The sequence below is a fragment of the Pseudomonas sp. P2S-1 genome, assembly GCF_057197725.1.
Genome location: NZ_CM170068.1, coordinates 5,778,754 through 5,795,293, shown reverse-complemented (window position 1 = coordinate 5,795,293; position 16,540 = coordinate 5,778,754). Strand labels below are relative to the sequence as shown.

The following is a 16,540-nucleotide window of genomic DNA, read 5'->3' as shown; positions in this document are numbered from 1 at the left end:
GGTCAGTTGCCGCCAAGCGTCCCGCGCACTACCGCCACGGGCTGGTCCAGCCAGTCGGCGAAGGCGTCGAGGAAGGCAGGTTTGAAACCGGCATCGGCCCACCCATTGAAGATGAAGCCGAGGTTGGAAAAGGCACACGGCTGGAGGAAAAGGAAGCCGTTGATGTCGTCTTCATGGCCGCATTCGGGGCAGGTGAAGTTGTCGGTCTGCGCCGGCATCCACTCTTCCAGGCTTTCGAACAGCGCCTCGCCGATCTCCCGGCGGCACTCCGGACAGCCGGCTTCCTCGAGGAAATCCTGCGACGGCGTATAGATGCAGCGCTTGGTGATGATCTCCAGGCCGTTGATGCGCTTGCCGAAGGGCAGCAGCTCGGGCCGTTCGACCACCTTGCGCGCGCCCTCGGCGATGGCATGGCCCATGCGGTTGCCGGTGCCGCCACAGGTGCTCAGGGCTTCCTCGACGATCTTCTCGCGCACCAGCCAGCGCAGGATGGCCCGTGCACGGGCTTCGTGCACGGGAATGGAGGACATTTTCGGAACGATGATGCTCTGGGTGATCATGACAGCGGTCGGGTCGGTTCAAAGTCACCAGTTTACCTGACTCAGCCAGCGACCGATCAGCGCCACGCCACTGGCCAGCACCAGCCAGGTCACCAGGCGCACGAAGGCCTCGCGGGACATGTTCAACGTCAGGCGCCGGCCCACCCGCAGGCCGAGGAACATCATCGGCAACAGGCACAGCGCCAGCAGCAACAGCGGCAGGTCGGCGTACACGCCCGCGATCAGGAACAGGCTCAGGCGCACCACGGTGCTGCAACTGATCAGCGCACTCTGGGTCGCCCGCGCCTGCTCGGTCGAGTCCAGCCGGGCATTCAGGTACAGCGCATAAAGAAAGCCGCCGCTGCCGAACAATGCACCGAACAGCCCGCCCACCGTCCCCGCCGGCACCGACCAGCCCGCCGCCAGGTTGGCCGGTTTGACCTTCACCGCCAGGCTATAGAGCGCGTAGGCGCTGATGAACAGGCCCATCAGCAGCATCAGCACATCGGCATGCAGGTTGAGCAGGAACACCACGCCCAGGGTGCAGCCCAGGGCCATGAACGGCAGCAAGCGCAACAGTTCGCCCTTGTTCACCGCCTTGCGCGCCGGCAGCCAGTTGCCGAAGGCGGCGACGAAATCCAGCAGCACCAACAACGGGATGATGCGCGACAGCGGCATGAAGTTGATCAGGATGGGGCCCGCCACCAGGGCGGTGCCGAAGCCGGCGATGCCGAACACCACATAGGCAGCGGCCACGCCTAACAGGATCGGCAGCCAGTCGAGCAGGGAAAACGGCAGTTGGGCAAACAGGTCAGCGAGCATCCGGGCAACACCTTGAATATGTTTTCAGCGCACCTTAACCAGCGGGCAGCCATGCCGACTAATATGCAATATCGCCATCAGCCATCTCGAAACGGCATAGCTCATGATCTCCACCCGCCAATTGCGCTACTTCGTTGAAATCGCCGAGAGCGGCAGCTTCAGTGCTGCGGCCGAGCGCCTGTATATCGCCCAGTCGGCGTTGAGCCGACAGATCCGCGAACTGGAACAGCAACTCGACACCGCGCTGTTCGAACGCACTGCCCGCCTCCCCCGTCTCACCGCTGCCGGCGCGGCCTTCCTGCCGCGGGCGCGCAACCTGTTGCTGGACCTGGACAAGGCCAGTGACCTGGCCCGCGCCGTCGGCCAGGGCCTGCGCGGCAGCCTGCGCCTGAGCCATTCCAGCACGGTGCCGCTGACCGGCGCCCTGTTGCAGCGGGTCAGCGGTTACCTGCACGAGAATGCCGGGGTCTCCATGGAGATAGCCCAGCTTTCCTCGGAAGGCCAGCTTGAAGAGCTGGCCGACGGGCGCCTGGATATCGGACTGTTGAGGTTGCCGGTGTTGCGCCAGCATGAAGGGTTGTGTGTCGAACCGCTGTTCGAGGAGCCGCTGTTGCTGGCGGTGGCCGAGGAGCATGAACTGGCAGGCCGCTATAGCGTGCGGCTGGCGGAGCTGGCCGGGCAGCCTTTCATCTCCATTCCGCATCGACAGCGTGGTGGCCTGAGTTATCTGTCGGCGGAGCTGTGCATGGCTGCCGGCTTCTTTCCTCGGCCAGCGCGGGTGGTGTCGCGCAAGACTACCCAGTTGCAGTTGATCCAGGCCGGATTTGGTGTGGCCCTGCTGCCGCGCTGCATGCAGGACATCGCCCCGGCGTCGCTGCGGTTTATCCCATTGGCGGATCCCGGTTGCGTCAGTACGGTAGCGATCGCCTACAGGCGTGATTCCGGTCCCTTGGTCAGAGAGTTCCTCGATCACATGCAAGAGAGACATCCTTGACCCTGAAGTAACTACAGGGTCCACCCTAGGCAAAAACACGGAGGCTTTGCCATGAGCACGCAACAGGATCAGGACTATCTGCAACGCACCGGGATACTCGATTTCGACGCCCCGACGATCACCCGCCTGATCGACGCCCGTGGCTGGCGCCGGTTGCCGGCCGAACAGGCGGCCCGTGCGGTCTACGAGTTCTGCCGCGACGAGATCCTCTTCGGCTACAACGCCGGCGCCGACAGCCTGCCCGCCTCGGCGATCCTCGACGAGGGCCTGGGCCACTGCAATACCAAGTCGAATCTGCTGATGGCCCTGCTCCGCGCCCTCGGCATTCCCTGCCGGCTGCGCGCCTTCACCATCGACAAGCGCCTGCAAAAAGGTGCGATGACGGCGTTCGTGTATTTCATGGCGCCACGGGAAATCCTCCACACCTGGGTCGAGGTCGAGTTGCAAGGGCAGTGGGTCGTCCTGGAGGGCGTGATCCTCGACGAGCAATACCTGCGGGCGGTGCAAAACAGGTTCAGCAACTGCCAGCACGCCTTCCTCGGCTATGCCGTGGCCACCCCGTCGCTGGCCGAGCCGGCGGTGCAGTGGACCGGACGCGACACCTATATCCAGCGCGAAGGCATCGCCCGCGAGCTGGGGCTGTACGACTCGCCGGATGACTTCTATCGCGAGCACAAGACCAATCTCAGCGGAGTGAAGGGCTGGCTGTACCACAACTTCTTCTACAAGGTGCTTAACGACAACGTGCGGAAGATCCGCGAAGGTGCTCCAGGTAGCCAGGCCTGCGATCATCAATCAGGTTGAAGCCTTCAAAGCACGCTGCGGACCTTGAGAGCAGGTTTTCCCGCTCCATATTATTGATTTGCATAGACCGCGTGGGAGCGAGCTTGCTCGCGAACGGCGGCGAAGCCGTCGCAAAACCTGAGTCCGCAACTTTCCTGACACAACGAGGTGGATGGCTTTGGGGCCGCTTTGCGGCCCTTCGCGAGCAAGCTCGCTCCCACAATGATTGCGGCGCGGCTCAATAACTGTTCTCTGCGCGACAGCGAAGCCTGCAAGGCTGGGCGGACGCCACAAGGTCCACCCCCGGTCCTAAAACACCAGGCTCACCTCCATGAATGTCACGCTGTTCTTCTTCCTCACCCCGAAGTAGCTCTGCCGGGCGCCATGGAAGTGATCCACCCCCGCCCCCAGCTTCACCGAATCGGTCAGCGCATAACTGGCCCGCGGCCGCACCACATAGCTGCTTCCGGTCAGATCGACCGCCGCCGACAGCTCCAGCTTCAGCCGCTCGTTCAGAAACATGTCGGAAACCCGCGTGGTCAGCCCCCAGTCGCGCTGGCCGAACTCGGAGTTGAGCCGGTCCGTACCCTCCTCGATCAGGCGCAGCAAACCGCTGTCGGCCGGCTCCCGATAATCACGGAACACCCCGAACAGCTGCAGGTTGAAGTTGGCCGATTCGCCGAAGTTGCGGTCGGCACCGACCACGATCCGGCTGACCTTGCGCCGCTCGTCCCGGCAGCCCGAGCACTCCAGTTGCAGACGCTCGTGGGCGAATTCGCCGCGGACCGTCCACTCCTCCGTCGCCCAGGCGAAGTCGGCGCCGACCGCCCGCTTGCGCTCGTAGGCACTGATGAAGCGCGGAGCCGGCGCCAGCACCGCCTGATAACGCGGCGCCCGCTCGTAGCCATCGAACCAGGACAGCGACCAGTCGAGACTGTCGCCGGCATGGTCCAGTTTCAGCGCCGCTTCCAGGGCATGGGGTTGCTCGCGTTTGTCGAGATTGGCAGGCAAGGTTCCGGTGGGCATGCGGTTGGCCTCGAAATCCGCCAGCACCGCCGTAAGCGACAGGCTGTCGTCGAAACCATGACGCACCTGCACGGCGTTGATTCCCAGGCGCTGTTCCTCGTCCTCGGGCACCAGCAGGGTCAGGTCGCGGGGCGACAGGTAGTCGGTGGGATTGATCCGGTCGGAGCGACCCCAGGCGATGATCTGCCGCCCCACCCGCCAGCGCCAGGCATCGTTGCCGGTCTCGACGTAGCCCTCGCGCAGGCGGCCGCTGTAGCCATCAGCCCTGGCACTGTCGTTGACCCCGGCGCGTGCGGCCAGCACCAGGCGCACCTCCTCGGCAAGATCGAGATTCCAGTTGACCAGGCAGGTGCCCTTGGCGATATCCCCACGGTCGTCCAGGTTGCGGCTGGATGACCAGTAACCCGTACGGCACTCGCCGTACGGCAGGCCCTGGGCACGGGCGCCGTCACTGAGGACGACCCCGGCGCTGGCCAGCAACATAAGCAGATGGGCGCGCATGATTCACTCTTGCCGTTCGAGGTAGCCGTTGCTGAAGTAGTTGTCGCTCACCACGACATTGGCGTCGAAGCTGTCCATGCGCACCGTGGTCGAGTGGCCGGTCTGGTGGTTGCTGACCTTCACCAGCATCGGCTGGTACTTCTGCCGCGCCGGGTCCACCGCTTTCAGCTCGCTGCTCAGCACGGTCTTCTGCAAGGCCTGGCCGGCATCGTAGAGCTCCGATTTCAGCGCCACGAAGGAGTCGTTGGCGACCCAGCTGATGCGTTTCGAATAGCCGGTATTGCTGGCGATCTCCGCGGTTTTCGGCAGCGACTCGATCACCCGGGTGGGCACGCCGTCCCAGGTTTCCTCGCGCAGCAAGCGATGAGTCCAGTCCTGTGGCTTGTGGCCGATCAGGTCGCCGTAGGTCAGGTCGGTGCCGACGAAGCTGCGGTTGTTGTTGCTGCTGGCCAGGCGCCGGGCCTTCTTCAGGGTCGGCAGGTAGACCCACACGTCATCCTGCGCGGCCTTCTCGATGATCAGCGTGGTGGTGTTGCGCACATCCCCCGGCGACAGGAAGCGGATGACCCGGCGGTTGTGCGCGCCATCGTCCTGCAGGCGGGTTGCGGCGAAGGTCTTGCGCACCCGCTCCTGGCCGGAGGCGCTGGTCAGGGTGAAGGTCGACTGCGACAGGGAGCTGTCCATGCGCGTGGCCTGGTAACTGCGCGCCATGATCTCGTCGGCCTCCGCGGCCTGGGCGGCATCTGGCCGGAACAGCCCGACGGCAACGACGAACAGCAACGGCAGGACCGCGCCGGAAAGTGGCTTTTTCATGCTCGGATCTCGCAGGAAGGACGGCGGAAAGGCCTTCATCAGCGCCGGGATCAGCACCAGGGCGCAGAGCGCGCTGACGATCATCGACAGGACGATGAGGAAGCCGAACCAGATATGGATGTAGAAGTTGAACGAGAGCATCAGCACCGAGTAGCCACCAGCGATCGCCGTGGCCACGTAGACCACCGCCTTGCCCGCAGTGCGCATGGTTTCCTGCAGGGCCTGGTCGAAATCGCCGACCCGGCGCAGTTCCTCGCGCATGCGGTAAAGGATGTAGATGGCGTAGTCGGCGCCGATGCCGATGGCCATGGCCGAGGCCACCGAGTTGGGGGTGTTGAGCGGGATGCCGGTGGCGCCCATCACGCCGAGGTTGACCAGTACCGTGACCGCCAGCGGGACCACCAGGTACAGGCCGCCGACCAGCGAACGGAACGCCAGGGCGCCGGCGAGGAAGATCACCCCCATCATCTGCAGGATGTTCATGATCTTGCCATGGACCAGGGTTTCGCTCAGCGCCGACGACTGTGGCACGCTGCCGCCGATCTGCACCTTGACCCCAGGCGGCAGGCGCTCCTCGACGTAACCGCGGATCGCCTCCACCAGCCCGGCGGCGTAGGTGCTGCTGTCGTTGCGGGTCCAGACGATCAGGCTGGCATTGCGGTATTCGTAGTCGATATAGGCGTCGAAGTCGGTCGGATCACCTGACATCGAGTACAGCAGCAGGTACTGCGAAACCATGTCCCGGGATTCCGGCACGCGGTAGTAACGCGGGTCGCCCTCGTTCATCGACTGGCTCATCTGCTTGATGAAGTCGACGATGGAGGTGGTCTTGCCCACCTCCGGCAGGGTCTCGACGAAGCGCTGGGTATCCTCGATCAGGCGCAGGGTACGCGGGTCCTTCAAGCTGTCGGCCTGGTCGCCCTGGAACACTACGTAGAGGGTGTTGGTGCCGGCCAGCTTGCGGTTGAGGAACTCGTCATCCTGGTACACCGCCAGGCGGCTGCCGAAATAGCTCTTGGTGGAGTTTTCCTTGTTGAGGAATTGCAGGCCGATCAGCGAGAGCAGCGCGGCGCCCATGAACAGCGAGACGATCAGGCCGCGGCGCTTGAGAATCAGCGAGGTCAGCCGGTCGGCGAGGCGATCCCAGACCCGTGGCCCGCTGGCGGCCTGGGGCTTGACCGCAGGGGCTGGCAGGTAGCTGCGCAAGGCCGGGATGAAGGTCAGTTCGATGAACAGCGCACTGAGAATGCCCAGGCCGGTGAACAGGCCAAAGGTGCGGATGGTGGCGATCTCGAACGTGACCAGGGAGAAAAAGCCCAGCGCCGCCACGCCGCCCGCCGTCAGCATCACCGGGGCGACCCGGCTCAGGGACTGGATGATCGCCCGGTCGTTGATGTGCTGCGGCGTACCACCGGTCCCCTCCCGGGTGAGGCGCTCGTATTCCTCGTAATAGCGCTTGAGGATCTGCACGGCATGCCCGGCGGCAACCGCCAGGATCAGGATCGGCGTGGTCGCGTTGAAGGCGTCCATCGGCACCCCGACCGCGCCCATGATGCCCAGGCCCCAGATGACCGCGAGCACGGCGGTGAGCAGGGGCAGGATCAGGCCTTGCACGGTGCGGAAGGCTTCCAGGTGGATCAGGCCGATGATCACCAGGGCGATGGGAAACAGGATCGCCATGCGCTGGGCGAAGCGTTCCACGGCGGCGAAGAACACCGGCGAACCGCTGGCGGTGATCCTGATGTCATCCGCCTGGTGCGCATCGATGGTGTTCTGCACACCGTCCATGATCTTGCGGAAGCCGCCCTGGTCGGCATGGATGGCGAACGACAGGGACACCAGGCTGCCGTCCTCCGAGACCAGGGTGCCGCGATACACCGGGTTGCTGGCGATGTGCTCTTGCAGGCGGGCGATGGCGCCGGCGTCGATGGGCGTGTCGAGCAGCGGGTCGACGTGCATCTCGTCGGCACTGCCTGCGATCGACTTGGCCTTGCCCGCCGTCACGCTCATCAGGGTATGCCCCTTGACCCCGGGCAACACCGCGACCTCGCGGGACAGCTGATCGAGCGTCCCGAGGATGCGCGGCGTCAGGGCGCTGCCGCCGTCCGCCGGACTGATCCCGATGACCACCACATGCTTGGAGCCGAACAGCGTCTCGGCCAGGTTGGTGCCGATCACGCTCGGGTGCGCCTGGGGCAACATGGTGTTGGGATTGATGACGATCTGCAGGTTGCGAACCTGGGTGGCGAACAGCACGGTGGCCAAACTCAGGGCAACAAGCACCCACAACCTGGATCTGACGATCCAGGCAACCGTATTTCCTATCATGATCAACTCATCCTTTAGATGAACTTCGATTAGTTGCCCAGATGTGCCCGGACATAGCCGACGACACGGGCCGCATCGTCATTGGCACCCACTACAAGTTCCGAAGCACGACAGCTCAGCCACTTGCGCCCCATCAGGAAAAAGCCCGGCTGCGGGGTCCGGCCCAGATGCCCGATACCAGCGCCAAACCCTTCTGCACCGGGCAATGCGAGCCAGCTGGTGTCTTCCCGGTAACCGTTGCACCAGATCACGCAATCGACCGCTTCGCGACTCTGGTCCTGGAACGCGAGAGCGCTGGCATCGGCATCGATGACACGGGGTTTTATGTGCACACCCAACTTTGCAAGTTGCGGATTATTGGCACTCGCCACCGGAATGGGATCACGCTTCCTGATAATCCCGGCCACCCGGCTATCGTGAGCGGCGGACAATATTCCCGCCTTGTTCAACCACCAGAACACGTCCTTGCCCAGGACCCGGTTGGGCACCAGCTTGCGCTGACGCCCGCAGGCCAGCAGCACCCGGTGCCGGCCGGCCAGTTCCTGGGCGATCTGGCGCCCGCTGGCACCGTCACCGACCACGGCGATCCGCGAACCGGCAGGCATGACGCCGGCGTCGCGAAACTGCCCGGCCGACAGTTGCACCACGTGTTCGTCCAGGGCACGGGCGAAGTCGGGAATCACCGGGGCCTGGTTGGAACCGGTGGCGTTGATCACGCTGCGGCACTGCAGGACTTCGCCCGTGTCGAGCAGCGCCTCGAAACCACCCGCGATCGCCCCCAGGCGCAGCACACGTGTGGCGAACGACACCCGCACCTGCTTGGTCGCGGCGAACGCCTCCAGGTAGTCGGCGAACTCCTGGCCCGAGGCGTAGCCCTGCGGATCCCCGGGCATGTCCAGGTCCGCCAGGCGGCAGAACTGCCGCGAGGTGAACAGGCGCAGGCTGGCCGGGCGTTGCCGCCAGACCTCGCCCCCCCGCGGGCCGGCATCGACCACCCAGTAGTCGATGCCGGCCCGCGCCAGGAGATGTCCACACAGCAGGCCCGATTGCCCGCCGCCGATAACGAGACAGTCGAGCATTCAAACCCCCAGGGTGGCTTTCAGGTCGAGGGATTCGCCGGACAGCTCGGACCAGACGAAGCTGGCCAGCGCACCGGCGGTGACGAAGTCATAGGCCGCTGTCGGATCGAGGGCGATATCCAGATGCCGTTCCAGCGCCGCGATCAGTTCGACCCGGGCCACCGAGTCGAGGCCGATATAGTCGAAGGACAGGTTGTCGTGGATCTCCTCGGCGAAGTCCGGCTGATGGACCCGCAGGTAGTCCCGCAGGCGGGTCTTGATCAGCGCGTTGACCGCGGCCAGGCCTTCCTCGCTGGACCAGGAAGCATCTGGCAGCGCAGTGGTGAGCATCGATTCGGCATTCATGGCGCGACGGCCTCCAGGCGGGATGGGGTGGATTGACGGGTGGAATGGAGCAGCAGGCGATGGCTCTCGATGCTGCCGTCCAGGTAGCGGGCGGCACACAGATGACGCTGCATCTTGCCGCTGGAGGTGCGGGGAATGGCACCCTGGTAAAGAAAGACGATGTCGTCCAGGCGCACTTCGTGGGCGCTCATCAGCGCAGCCCGCAGTTGCCGACCGAGCTGGGTGAAGTCCAGCCCGGCGGCACTGCGGTCGCGCCGCGGGAACTCAACGTAGGCAACCACCCGCGGCGCCACGCCATCCTCCACGGCGAACACCGCGACAGCCGCTTCGCCGGACGCCGGCAGCGCATCGCGCAGGCTGGCTTCCAGGTCATGGGGGTGGAAGTTGCGTCCGCGCAGGATGATCAGCTCCTTGATCCGTCCGGCGATATACAGGCCGCCGTCATGGATGAAGCCCAGGTCGCCAGTGCGCATCCACGGGCCCTGGCCGCAGGCCGTCAGCGCCGCGAAGGTGGCGGTGCTGGCCTCGGCGTTGGCCCAGTAGCCCGAAGCGACACTGGGGCCGGAGAACCACACCTCGCCGGTCTCGCCGTCGTCGAGCAGGGCGCGGGTTTCGGGATCGACGATCGCCACCCGGTGGTCGCGCACCGCCGGGCCACAGCTGACCAGCGCCTTGTGCTCACGCTCAAGGATCCGGCGGCCATCAGCCGCCACGCCGCCGGAGACGATCAAGGTGGCTTCGGCCAGCCCGTAGCAAGGCACGACCGTCCCGGGACGCAGCCCGAAAGCGGCGAACTTCTCCTCGAACCGCTGCAACACCGTGGCACTGATCGGTTCGGCCCCGCAAAAGACAATGCGCAGCACCGACAGATCCAGTTGCGCAGCGCTGCGCTCATCGACCTCGGCCTGCACGCACAGGGCCAGGGCGAAGTTCGGCGCTGCGGTGGCCACCGCCTTGCTCTGGCTGAGCAGGGCCAGCCAGCGCAGTGGCCGCTGCAGGAAATGCAGCGGCGACATGAACAGGTAGTGACCGCCCAGGGCGATGGGCTGCAACAACGCGCCGATCAGGCCCATGTCATGGAACTGCGGGAGCCAGCCGGCCCCCGTGAACCCTTCCTGCAAGCGCGATACCGACTGGATGGCGCGCTCGTTGGCAACCAGTTGCCCGTGCCGGATCATCACACCCTTGGGCATACCAGTGGAGCCGGAGGTGTACTGGATGAACGCCAGTTGCCCGGCGCCGGGCCGCTCCAGCGAAGAGGCAGCCTGGGCTGGCGCAGGCGGCTCGCAATAAAACGCCAGGTCATCGCGCTGGCCCAGGCCTTCGGCGATCGAGCCCTGAAGCTCGGCCACGGTCAGTACCGCCACGGCACCGGCGTTTTCCACGATCTGCCCGAGCCGGGTGAAGTGATGGCTGTTGCGCGCCAGATTGGCCGGGATCGATACCGCCTGCGCATAAGCGCAGGCAAAGAAACCGATGATGAAGTCCAGCCCGGTGGGGAACAGCAACAGCACATTGCGCTGCGCCAGGCCCGCCTGTTCCAGCACCGCCGCGTAAGCCGTGGCGCGCTGGTGCAGTTCGCCATAGCTGAGCACCTGGCGGTCATCGTCCTGGTGCCCGACGAAGGTGTAGGCCGGCGCCTCGGGTTGGCAGGCCGCGTAATGGTCGAGGCAGTCGAGGATGGTCATGGCGCGATCCAGAGGCATCATGCCGGCACCTCCCCGCTGATCCGCCGCAGCATGCCGATCCCCGCCTCGACCGCGTCGACGAAACGCTCCAGGCTGTGCTCGCAGGTCAGCGGGCCGAGGCTGACGCGCATCGTCGCCTGGATCGCCGCCTCGTCCAGGCCCATGGCCAGCAGCACATGGGACAGGGACTTGGCGTTGTTGCTGGAGCAGGCCGAACCGAGCGAGACCTGGATGCCATGCATCTGGTCCAGCAGGGCGGCCAGGGACTCGGCGCGGATCCCGGCGAAGCACAGGCTGAGGGTATTGGGTGCCTGCCTGGCCGGGTCCGCCGAGCCATGCACGGTCACCCCAGGGATACGCCGCTGCAATTGCTCGATCAGATGGGCACGATAGACGCCCATCCGCGCGATGGTGTCGGGCATGGCCGCAGCGGCCACTTCGGCGGCCACACCCATGGCGGTAACCAGGGCCGACGCCTCGGTTCCGCCGCGCAGGCCCCCCTCCTGGCCACCGCCGTGCAGCAGCGGTTCGAGCACCACGCCATTGCGCAGGTACAACCCGCCAATGCCCTTGGGCCCGCAGAACTTGTGGCCGGCGAATGACAGGGTATCGATGCCCAGCGCCTGCACATCCACCGGGATCTTGCCCACGGCCTGCACGCCATCGACATGGAAGTGGATACCGCGCCCCTTCAGCACCCGGGCGATCTCGCCCACCGGCTGCAAGGTGCCGACTTCATTGTTCATCAGCATGATCGAGACCAGCCGGGTGTCGTCGCGCAGCGCCTGGTGCACCCGTTCGGCGCTGACCAGGCCCTCGCGGTCTGGTGCCAGGCGGGTGACTTCGAACCCGAAGCAGCGCTCCAGATGAGCCGCGATCTCCAGGATCGAGGAATGCTCGATCGCCGAGATGACGATATGGGTCGGGCGGGCCACCCGACCGATGGCGCCGCAGGCCAGCAAGGCGCCCTTGATCGCCCAGTTGTTGGCCTCGGTGCCTCCCGAGGTGAAGGTCAGCTCGGCCGGCGCGCAGTTCATCAGACCGGCGACCTGTTGCCGTGCGGTGGCCAGGGCGTTGCGGTTCTGCCGGGCCAGCGTATAGACGCTCGACGGGTTGCCGAAATGCGCCAGGGCTTCACTCAGGGCGTGGGAAGCTTCCTTGTACATCGGCGTCGTGGCGTTGTAATCGAAATAACCGAGAGTCGACATCCTGTTCTTCCTCAGGCGGCGTTGTATTGCCGTAGCCGGGTAAAGAGTGAATTGAGCATTTCCAGGCAATGGTGTTGCGAAGGTTCGATCTCGCCCAGCATCCGTTGCATGTCGGTACTGTCGATATGCTCGATATGGTCCAGGGATTTACCGTCTATTTCGGCGCAGAATATATTTCCGGTGGCCAGGGAAGTTGCGCAGCCCCAGGCCTGGTAACGCACACCACGGATCGCGTTGTCGATCACTTCGAACTGCACGCGAATACGATCACCGCACACGGGATTGCCCAGTTCGATAGTCGCGGCCTGTTCATCAAGTTCCGCGGCATAGACGGGGTCGGAGAAGTTTCTGACAATAATATCGTTGAACATACAATGTCCTTTTGCGAGGTCCACACTTATCAACTGGCGATCGGGCACACCGACGCTTCGTCGGACGTTTGTCCATCCATGGTTTTTTCCAGGTTCACCGCACAGCAGCCGAACTCCAGGGAAGACGGCGCACGCATGATGTACTCCATGCGCTGGCCACTGCGGCCCGACGGGCTTTCACCCGGCAGCAGGACCACGATGTCCTCGGTCAGGATCATCCCCGGGGTGGCCAGTGCCAGCGGATCGAGAATCCCCAGCACGCCCTTCTCGCCCGGCGCCACTTCGCGGCTCAGGTCATTCATGTCGCGCACGGTGAAGTGCACGTAGGGCGAGACATGCTTGATCTGGTGCTCGTCATCGATGGCCATGACGTTGGATTCCACCAGGGCATAGATGTCCCGTACCGAGCCCGGATCGATGCCGAGGTATTCCTGGCACATCAGGTTGAATTCGCGGCGCGAGATCATCTGCCCGGTAAAGCGTTTCCAGCCGCCGAGGGTGATCACCCGGCTGCCACGGTCCAGGTCCAGGCGCTGGCCGGTCTGCTTGAGGAACTGCAGCAGGCGGTAGATCAGGAAGGGCGGGCCGATGATGTGGCGTGTGAACTGGTTTTCCCAGCCCTTGAGCTGGGCGATGGCCTGCTCGGGAACGAAGCGCTCCTCCTTGACCATGAATTCGTGAGTGTCGAGCAACCCGGCGAGCATGTTCAGCGCCTTGATCATGCCCATCTCCGGGATTTCCTCGGTGGACGGGCAGATATACAGGCCAGCGCCCTTGGAGATGCCGAGGAACTCGCGATACATCGCGTAGATGGCAACCACCGCGACATCCACGGTCTCGTGGCAACGCCGGGAAATGCTCGGGATACCGCTGGTGCCGGTACTGCGCATCTCGTGTTCGATCTGCGCCAGCGGCTTGGACAGCAGTTCATGGCTGCTGGCGGATTTGAACTTGGCGATCGGCACCAGCGGGATGCGGGTCAGGTCCTCGTAAGTTGCAATGCTGTGTTCATGGATGCCCTTGCTCTCGCAGGCCTGGCGGTAATAAGCGTTATTACGGTAATGAAAGCGGAAGGCCTCGACGATCAGCGAGGTTTTGATGTCATCGAGCCGCGCCTGCGGCAGGCGATAAAGTTCCGACACCGAAGCAACGGCCGCTTTAAGCGGGTCGATACCCAGCTCTTTCAGAGAAGCCGAAAAGTCACGGTTGTTCATGAAGTTCCTCATTTCCATTGATGGTTGTTTTAAGAACACACAAGCGCAGGGGACCACAGACCGAACAACCAGAGTTCGATCTTTTGTTGAATGTTTTTTCAGCGCCCGGCCGACAGCGCAACGACAGTCTTGAACAAGCAAGTCTGGTTGTACGAACGAACAGGCAAGTTTCCGAATCGATAAGATTTCGGATAATCAACGAGGGGCGTCAGGGATCTTTCATTGCATCAACATCCTTGTTGAAATTCACAAACCAGGGTGGTTTGCGGGGGCCTTGGGTACTTCGATGGATGGACGATAAACCCTCTAGTGACTTCAGGGTCAAGCCATGACCTGCAAGAAACCCTGTAATTTCTTCAAGGTTGGTTATCGTTCCCATGGGATTGCGCGATCCTTTATAGTCCCACCCCATGATCAGAGACCCTTTCGAACGCCTCGGCCTCGACCGTGAAGTGCTCACCGTCAGCCAACTCAACGGCCGCGCCCGCGTGCTGCTGGAAGATGTTTTCAGCAGCATCTGGGTCGAGGGCGAGATATCCAACCTCGCCCGCCCGGCTTCCGGCCATGTCTATTTCACCCTGAAGGACAGCGGTGCCCAGGTGCGCTGTGCGCTGTTCCGCAACAACGCCGCGCGGGTCCGCCAGGCCCTGCGTGACGGCCTGGCGGTCAAGGTGCGTGGCAAGGTCTCGCTGTTCGAGGGACGCGGCGACTACCAGCTGATCCTCGACACCGTCGAGCCGGCCGGTGATGGCGCCCTGCGCCTGGCCTTCGAGGCGCTGAAGGAAAAGCTCAGCGCCGAGGGCCTGTTCGCCGCCGAACGCAAACGCCCGTTGCCCGCCCACCCGCAGCGCATCGGCATCATCAGTTCGCCCACCGGCGCGGTGATCCGCGACATCATCAGCGTGTTCCGCCGTCGCGCCCCACAGGTCGAACTGAACCTGCTGCCCACCGCCGTGCAGGGCCGCGAAGCCATCGGGCAGATCGTCCGCGCCATCCAGAAGGCCGATGCCCAGGGCTTCGACGCGCTGATCCTGGCCCGCGGCGGCGGCTCGCTGGAAGACCTCTGGTGCTTCAACGAGGAAGTCGTGGCCCGCGCCATCGCCGCCTGCGTGACGCCGATCGTCAGCGCCGTGGGTCATGAAACCGATGTGTCGATCAGCGATTTCGTCGCCGACGTCCGCGCCCCGACCCCGTCCGCCGCAGCCGAACTGCTGGCGCCGGACAGCAGCGATCTGCAACGCCGCCTGGAAAGCCTGCAACGGCGCCTGCTGCTGCGCATGCAGAACCGCCTGATGCACGACCGCCTGCGCCTCGATGGCCTGAGCCGACGCCTGCGTCATCCGGGCGAGCGGCTGCGCCAGCAGGCCCAACGCCTTGATGACCTGGACATGCGCCTGCGCCGTGCCTTCGAGCGTCGCCTCGATCAGCGCCGCGAGCGCCTGGCCCGTCTCGACACCCGCCTCGCCGCGCAGCATCCGGGACGCGCCCTGGCCCTGCTCAAGCAGCGCCTGGACAACCTTTCCGAACGCCTGCCCCGGGCCATGCGCGAAACCCTCAAGGACCGCCGCCAGCACCTCCAGGCCCAGGTGCAGATGCTCGAAGTGGTCAGCCCGCTGGCGACCCTCGGCCGCGGCTACAGCATCCTCCTCGACGAGCGCGGCCAGGCGATTCGCAGCGCCGCGCAAACGCAGAACGGCCAGCGCCTGAAAGCCCGCCTCGGCGAAGGCGAACTGCTGGTGCGGGTCGAGGACAACCACCAGACTCCGGTCACGCTTTCCCTTCTGGACTGAACCCATGCCACGACTGCTTTGCGCCTTTCTCCTGCTGTGCCTGGCCTTCGCCAGCAGCGCCCAGGCCAGCTACATCACCCGCCAGTTGAACAAGCCGGTGCCCGGCGGCGTCGCGGTGGTCGACCTCGGCCCCTCGGCCCAGCCACTGACCGCACGCTTCGACGGCAAGCCGGTGCTGGTCGTGAAGGAACAGAACAACTGGCTGGCCATCGTCGGCATTCCCCTGACCCAAAAGCCCGGCAGCGCCAGCCTCACCCAGGGCAACCGCACCCTGAACTTCACCGTGGGCAGCAAGAAGTACCAGGAACAGCACATCACCCTGAAGAACCAGCGCCAGGTCAACCCGAACCCCGCCGACCTCAAGCGCATCGACGCCGAACTGGCCGAGCAGATCAAGGCCTACCGCAGCTTCAGCCCGGGCACCCCGAGCAACCTGATCCTCGACAAGCCGGTCAGCGGCCCGCTGTCCAGCCGTTTCGGCGTGCGCCGCTTCTTCAATGGCGAAGAACGCAACCCGCACTCGGGCCTGGACTTCGCCGTGCCCGCAGGCACACCGATCAAGACCCCGGCCAACGGCAAGGTGATCCTCACCGGCAACTACTTCTTCAATGGCAACACGGTGTTCGTCGATCACGGCCAGGGCTTCATCAGCATGTTCTGCCACCTGTCGAAGATCGATGTGAAACCGGGCCAGGTGCTGACCCGCGGTGCGGTGGTCGGCAAGGTCGGCTCTACCGGCCGGGCCACCGGACCGCACATGCACTGGAACATCAGCCTCAACGATGCGCGGGTTGACCCGGCGATTTTCATCGGTGCCTTCCAGCCCTGAGCAACAAGCCCGACGGCGCGGTTGCGCCAATCAAAAAGACCGCGCAACCGACGCGGTCTTTTTCGTTGCGGAACGCGATTAAATGCCGATAAAAGTCAGATCTCGCACATTTCTATCAATTTTTTCGAGGTGCTTGCCATCTTTCACCTCACTGGGTAGGGTTGAAGGCATGAAAACCTTTGAAACGCTTATCCTCCTTCGCCAACACCG

14 protein-coding genes are annotated in these 16,540 nt (G+C 64.4%); 4 read left to right on the top strand and 10 right to left on the bottom strand.

Annotated elements, in window-relative coordinates; translation table 11 throughout:
* Positions 1-2: 2 nt before the first annotated feature.
* Both AC2CQI_RS26020 and AC2CQI_RS26015 read right to left on the bottom strand, forming a co-directional pair.
* Positions 3-560 (bottom strand): sugar ABC transporter ATPase, encoded by a 558-nt coding sequence (locus AC2CQI_RS26020; protein ID WP_075806683.1) that lies wholly within the window; start codon positions 558-560, stop codon positions 3-5.
* Positions 561-584: 24 nt separating this feature from the next.
* Positions 585-1,349, bottom strand: coding sequence for a sulfite exporter TauE/SafE family protein (locus tag AC2CQI_RS26015; RefSeq protein ID WP_484580668.1), 765 nt, complete (start codon positions 1,347-1,349; stop codon positions 585-587).
* Between the two features lie 115 nt (positions 1,350-1,464).
* Here AC2CQI_RS26015 and AC2CQI_RS26010 point away from each other — a divergent pair, with 115 nt between their 5' ends.
* Both AC2CQI_RS26010 and AC2CQI_RS26005 read left to right on the top strand, forming a co-directional pair.
* On the top strand, positions 1,465-2,355 hold the full coding sequence (locus tag AC2CQI_RS26010; RefSeq protein WP_484578307.1) for a LysR family transcriptional regulator: 891 nt from the start codon (positions 1,465-1,467) through the stop codon (positions 2,353-2,355).
* Between the two features lie 51 nt (positions 2,356-2,406).
* Complete coding sequence (locus tag AC2CQI_RS26005) at positions 2,407-3,159, top strand: transglutaminase-like domain-containing protein (protein ID WP_484578306.1); 753 nt, start codon at positions 2,407-2,409, stop codon at positions 3,157-3,159.
* 288 nt (positions 3,160-3,447) lie between these two features.
* Here the strand turns inward: AC2CQI_RS26005 and AC2CQI_RS26000 are convergent, their stop codons facing one another.
* From AC2CQI_RS26000 to AC2CQI_RS25965, 8 genes are read right to left on the bottom strand one after another with little or no spacing between them, the layout of a single operon-like run.
* Complete coding sequence (locus tag AC2CQI_RS26000; protein ID WP_484578305.1) at positions 3,448-4,665, bottom strand: DUF1302 family protein; 1,218 nt, start codon at positions 4,663-4,665, stop codon at positions 3,448-3,450.
* 3 nt (positions 4,666-4,668) lie between these two features.
* A complete protein-coding gene (locus AC2CQI_RS25995; RefSeq protein WP_484578304.1) occupies positions 4,669-7,806 on the bottom strand; it encodes an outer membrane lipoprotein-sorting protein in 3,138 nt (1,045 codons plus the stop codon).
* Between the two features lie 29 nt (positions 7,807-7,835).
* On the bottom strand, positions 7,836-8,885 hold the full coding sequence (locus AC2CQI_RS25990) for a flavin-containing monooxygenase (protein ID WP_484578303.1): 1,050 nt from the start codon (positions 8,883-8,885) through the stop codon (positions 7,836-7,838).
* Positions 8,886-9,230, bottom strand: a complete 345-nt coding sequence (locus AC2CQI_RS25985) for an acyl carrier protein (protein ID WP_484578302.1) — start codon at positions 9,228-9,230, stop codon at positions 8,886-8,888.
* The gene (locus tag AC2CQI_RS25980; protein ID WP_484578301.1) at positions 9,227-10,939 is read right to left on the bottom strand and encodes a fatty acyl-AMP ligase; all 1,713 of its coding nucleotides are present in this window, start codon (positions 10,937-10,939) and stop codon (positions 9,227-9,229) included. Before AC2CQI_RS25980 ends, AC2CQI_RS25985 begins: the two co-directional genes overlap by 4 nt.
* The gene (locus tag AC2CQI_RS25975) at positions 10,936-12,126 is read right to left on the bottom strand and encodes a cysteine desulfurase family protein (protein ID WP_484578300.1); all 1,191 of its coding nucleotides are present in this window, start codon (positions 12,124-12,126) and stop codon (positions 10,936-10,938) included. The genes AC2CQI_RS25980 and AC2CQI_RS25975 overlap by 4 nt, the downstream gene beginning before the upstream one ends.
* An 11-nt stretch (positions 12,127-12,137) precedes the next feature.
* Complete coding sequence (locus AC2CQI_RS25970) at positions 12,138-12,497, bottom strand: iron-sulfur cluster assembly scaffold protein (protein ID WP_484578299.1); 360 nt, start codon at positions 12,495-12,497, stop codon at positions 12,138-12,140.
* 29 nt (positions 12,498-12,526) lie between these two features.
* Entirely contained in the window at positions 12,527-13,711 is a 1,185-nt protein-coding gene (locus AC2CQI_RS25965) for a LuxE/PaaK family acyltransferase (protein ID WP_484578298.1), read from the bottom strand.
* Positions 13,712-14,121: 410 nt separating this feature from the next.
* Here AC2CQI_RS25965 and xseA point away from each other — a divergent pair, with 410 nt between their 5' ends.
* Complete coding sequence (gene xseA, locus AC2CQI_RS25960; protein WP_484578297.1) at positions 14,122-15,501, top strand: exodeoxyribonuclease VII large subunit; 1,380 nt, start codon at positions 14,122-14,124, stop codon at positions 15,499-15,501.
* A gap of 4 nt (positions 15,502-15,505) precedes the next feature.
* Positions 15,506-16,330: a peptidoglycan DD-metalloendopeptidase family protein gene (locus tag AC2CQI_RS25955; protein ID WP_484578296.1), complete on the top strand. Its 825-nt coding sequence runs from the start codon at positions 15,506-15,508 to the stop codon at positions 16,328-16,330.
* The last annotated feature ends 210 nt before the right edge of the window (positions 16,331-16,540 follow it).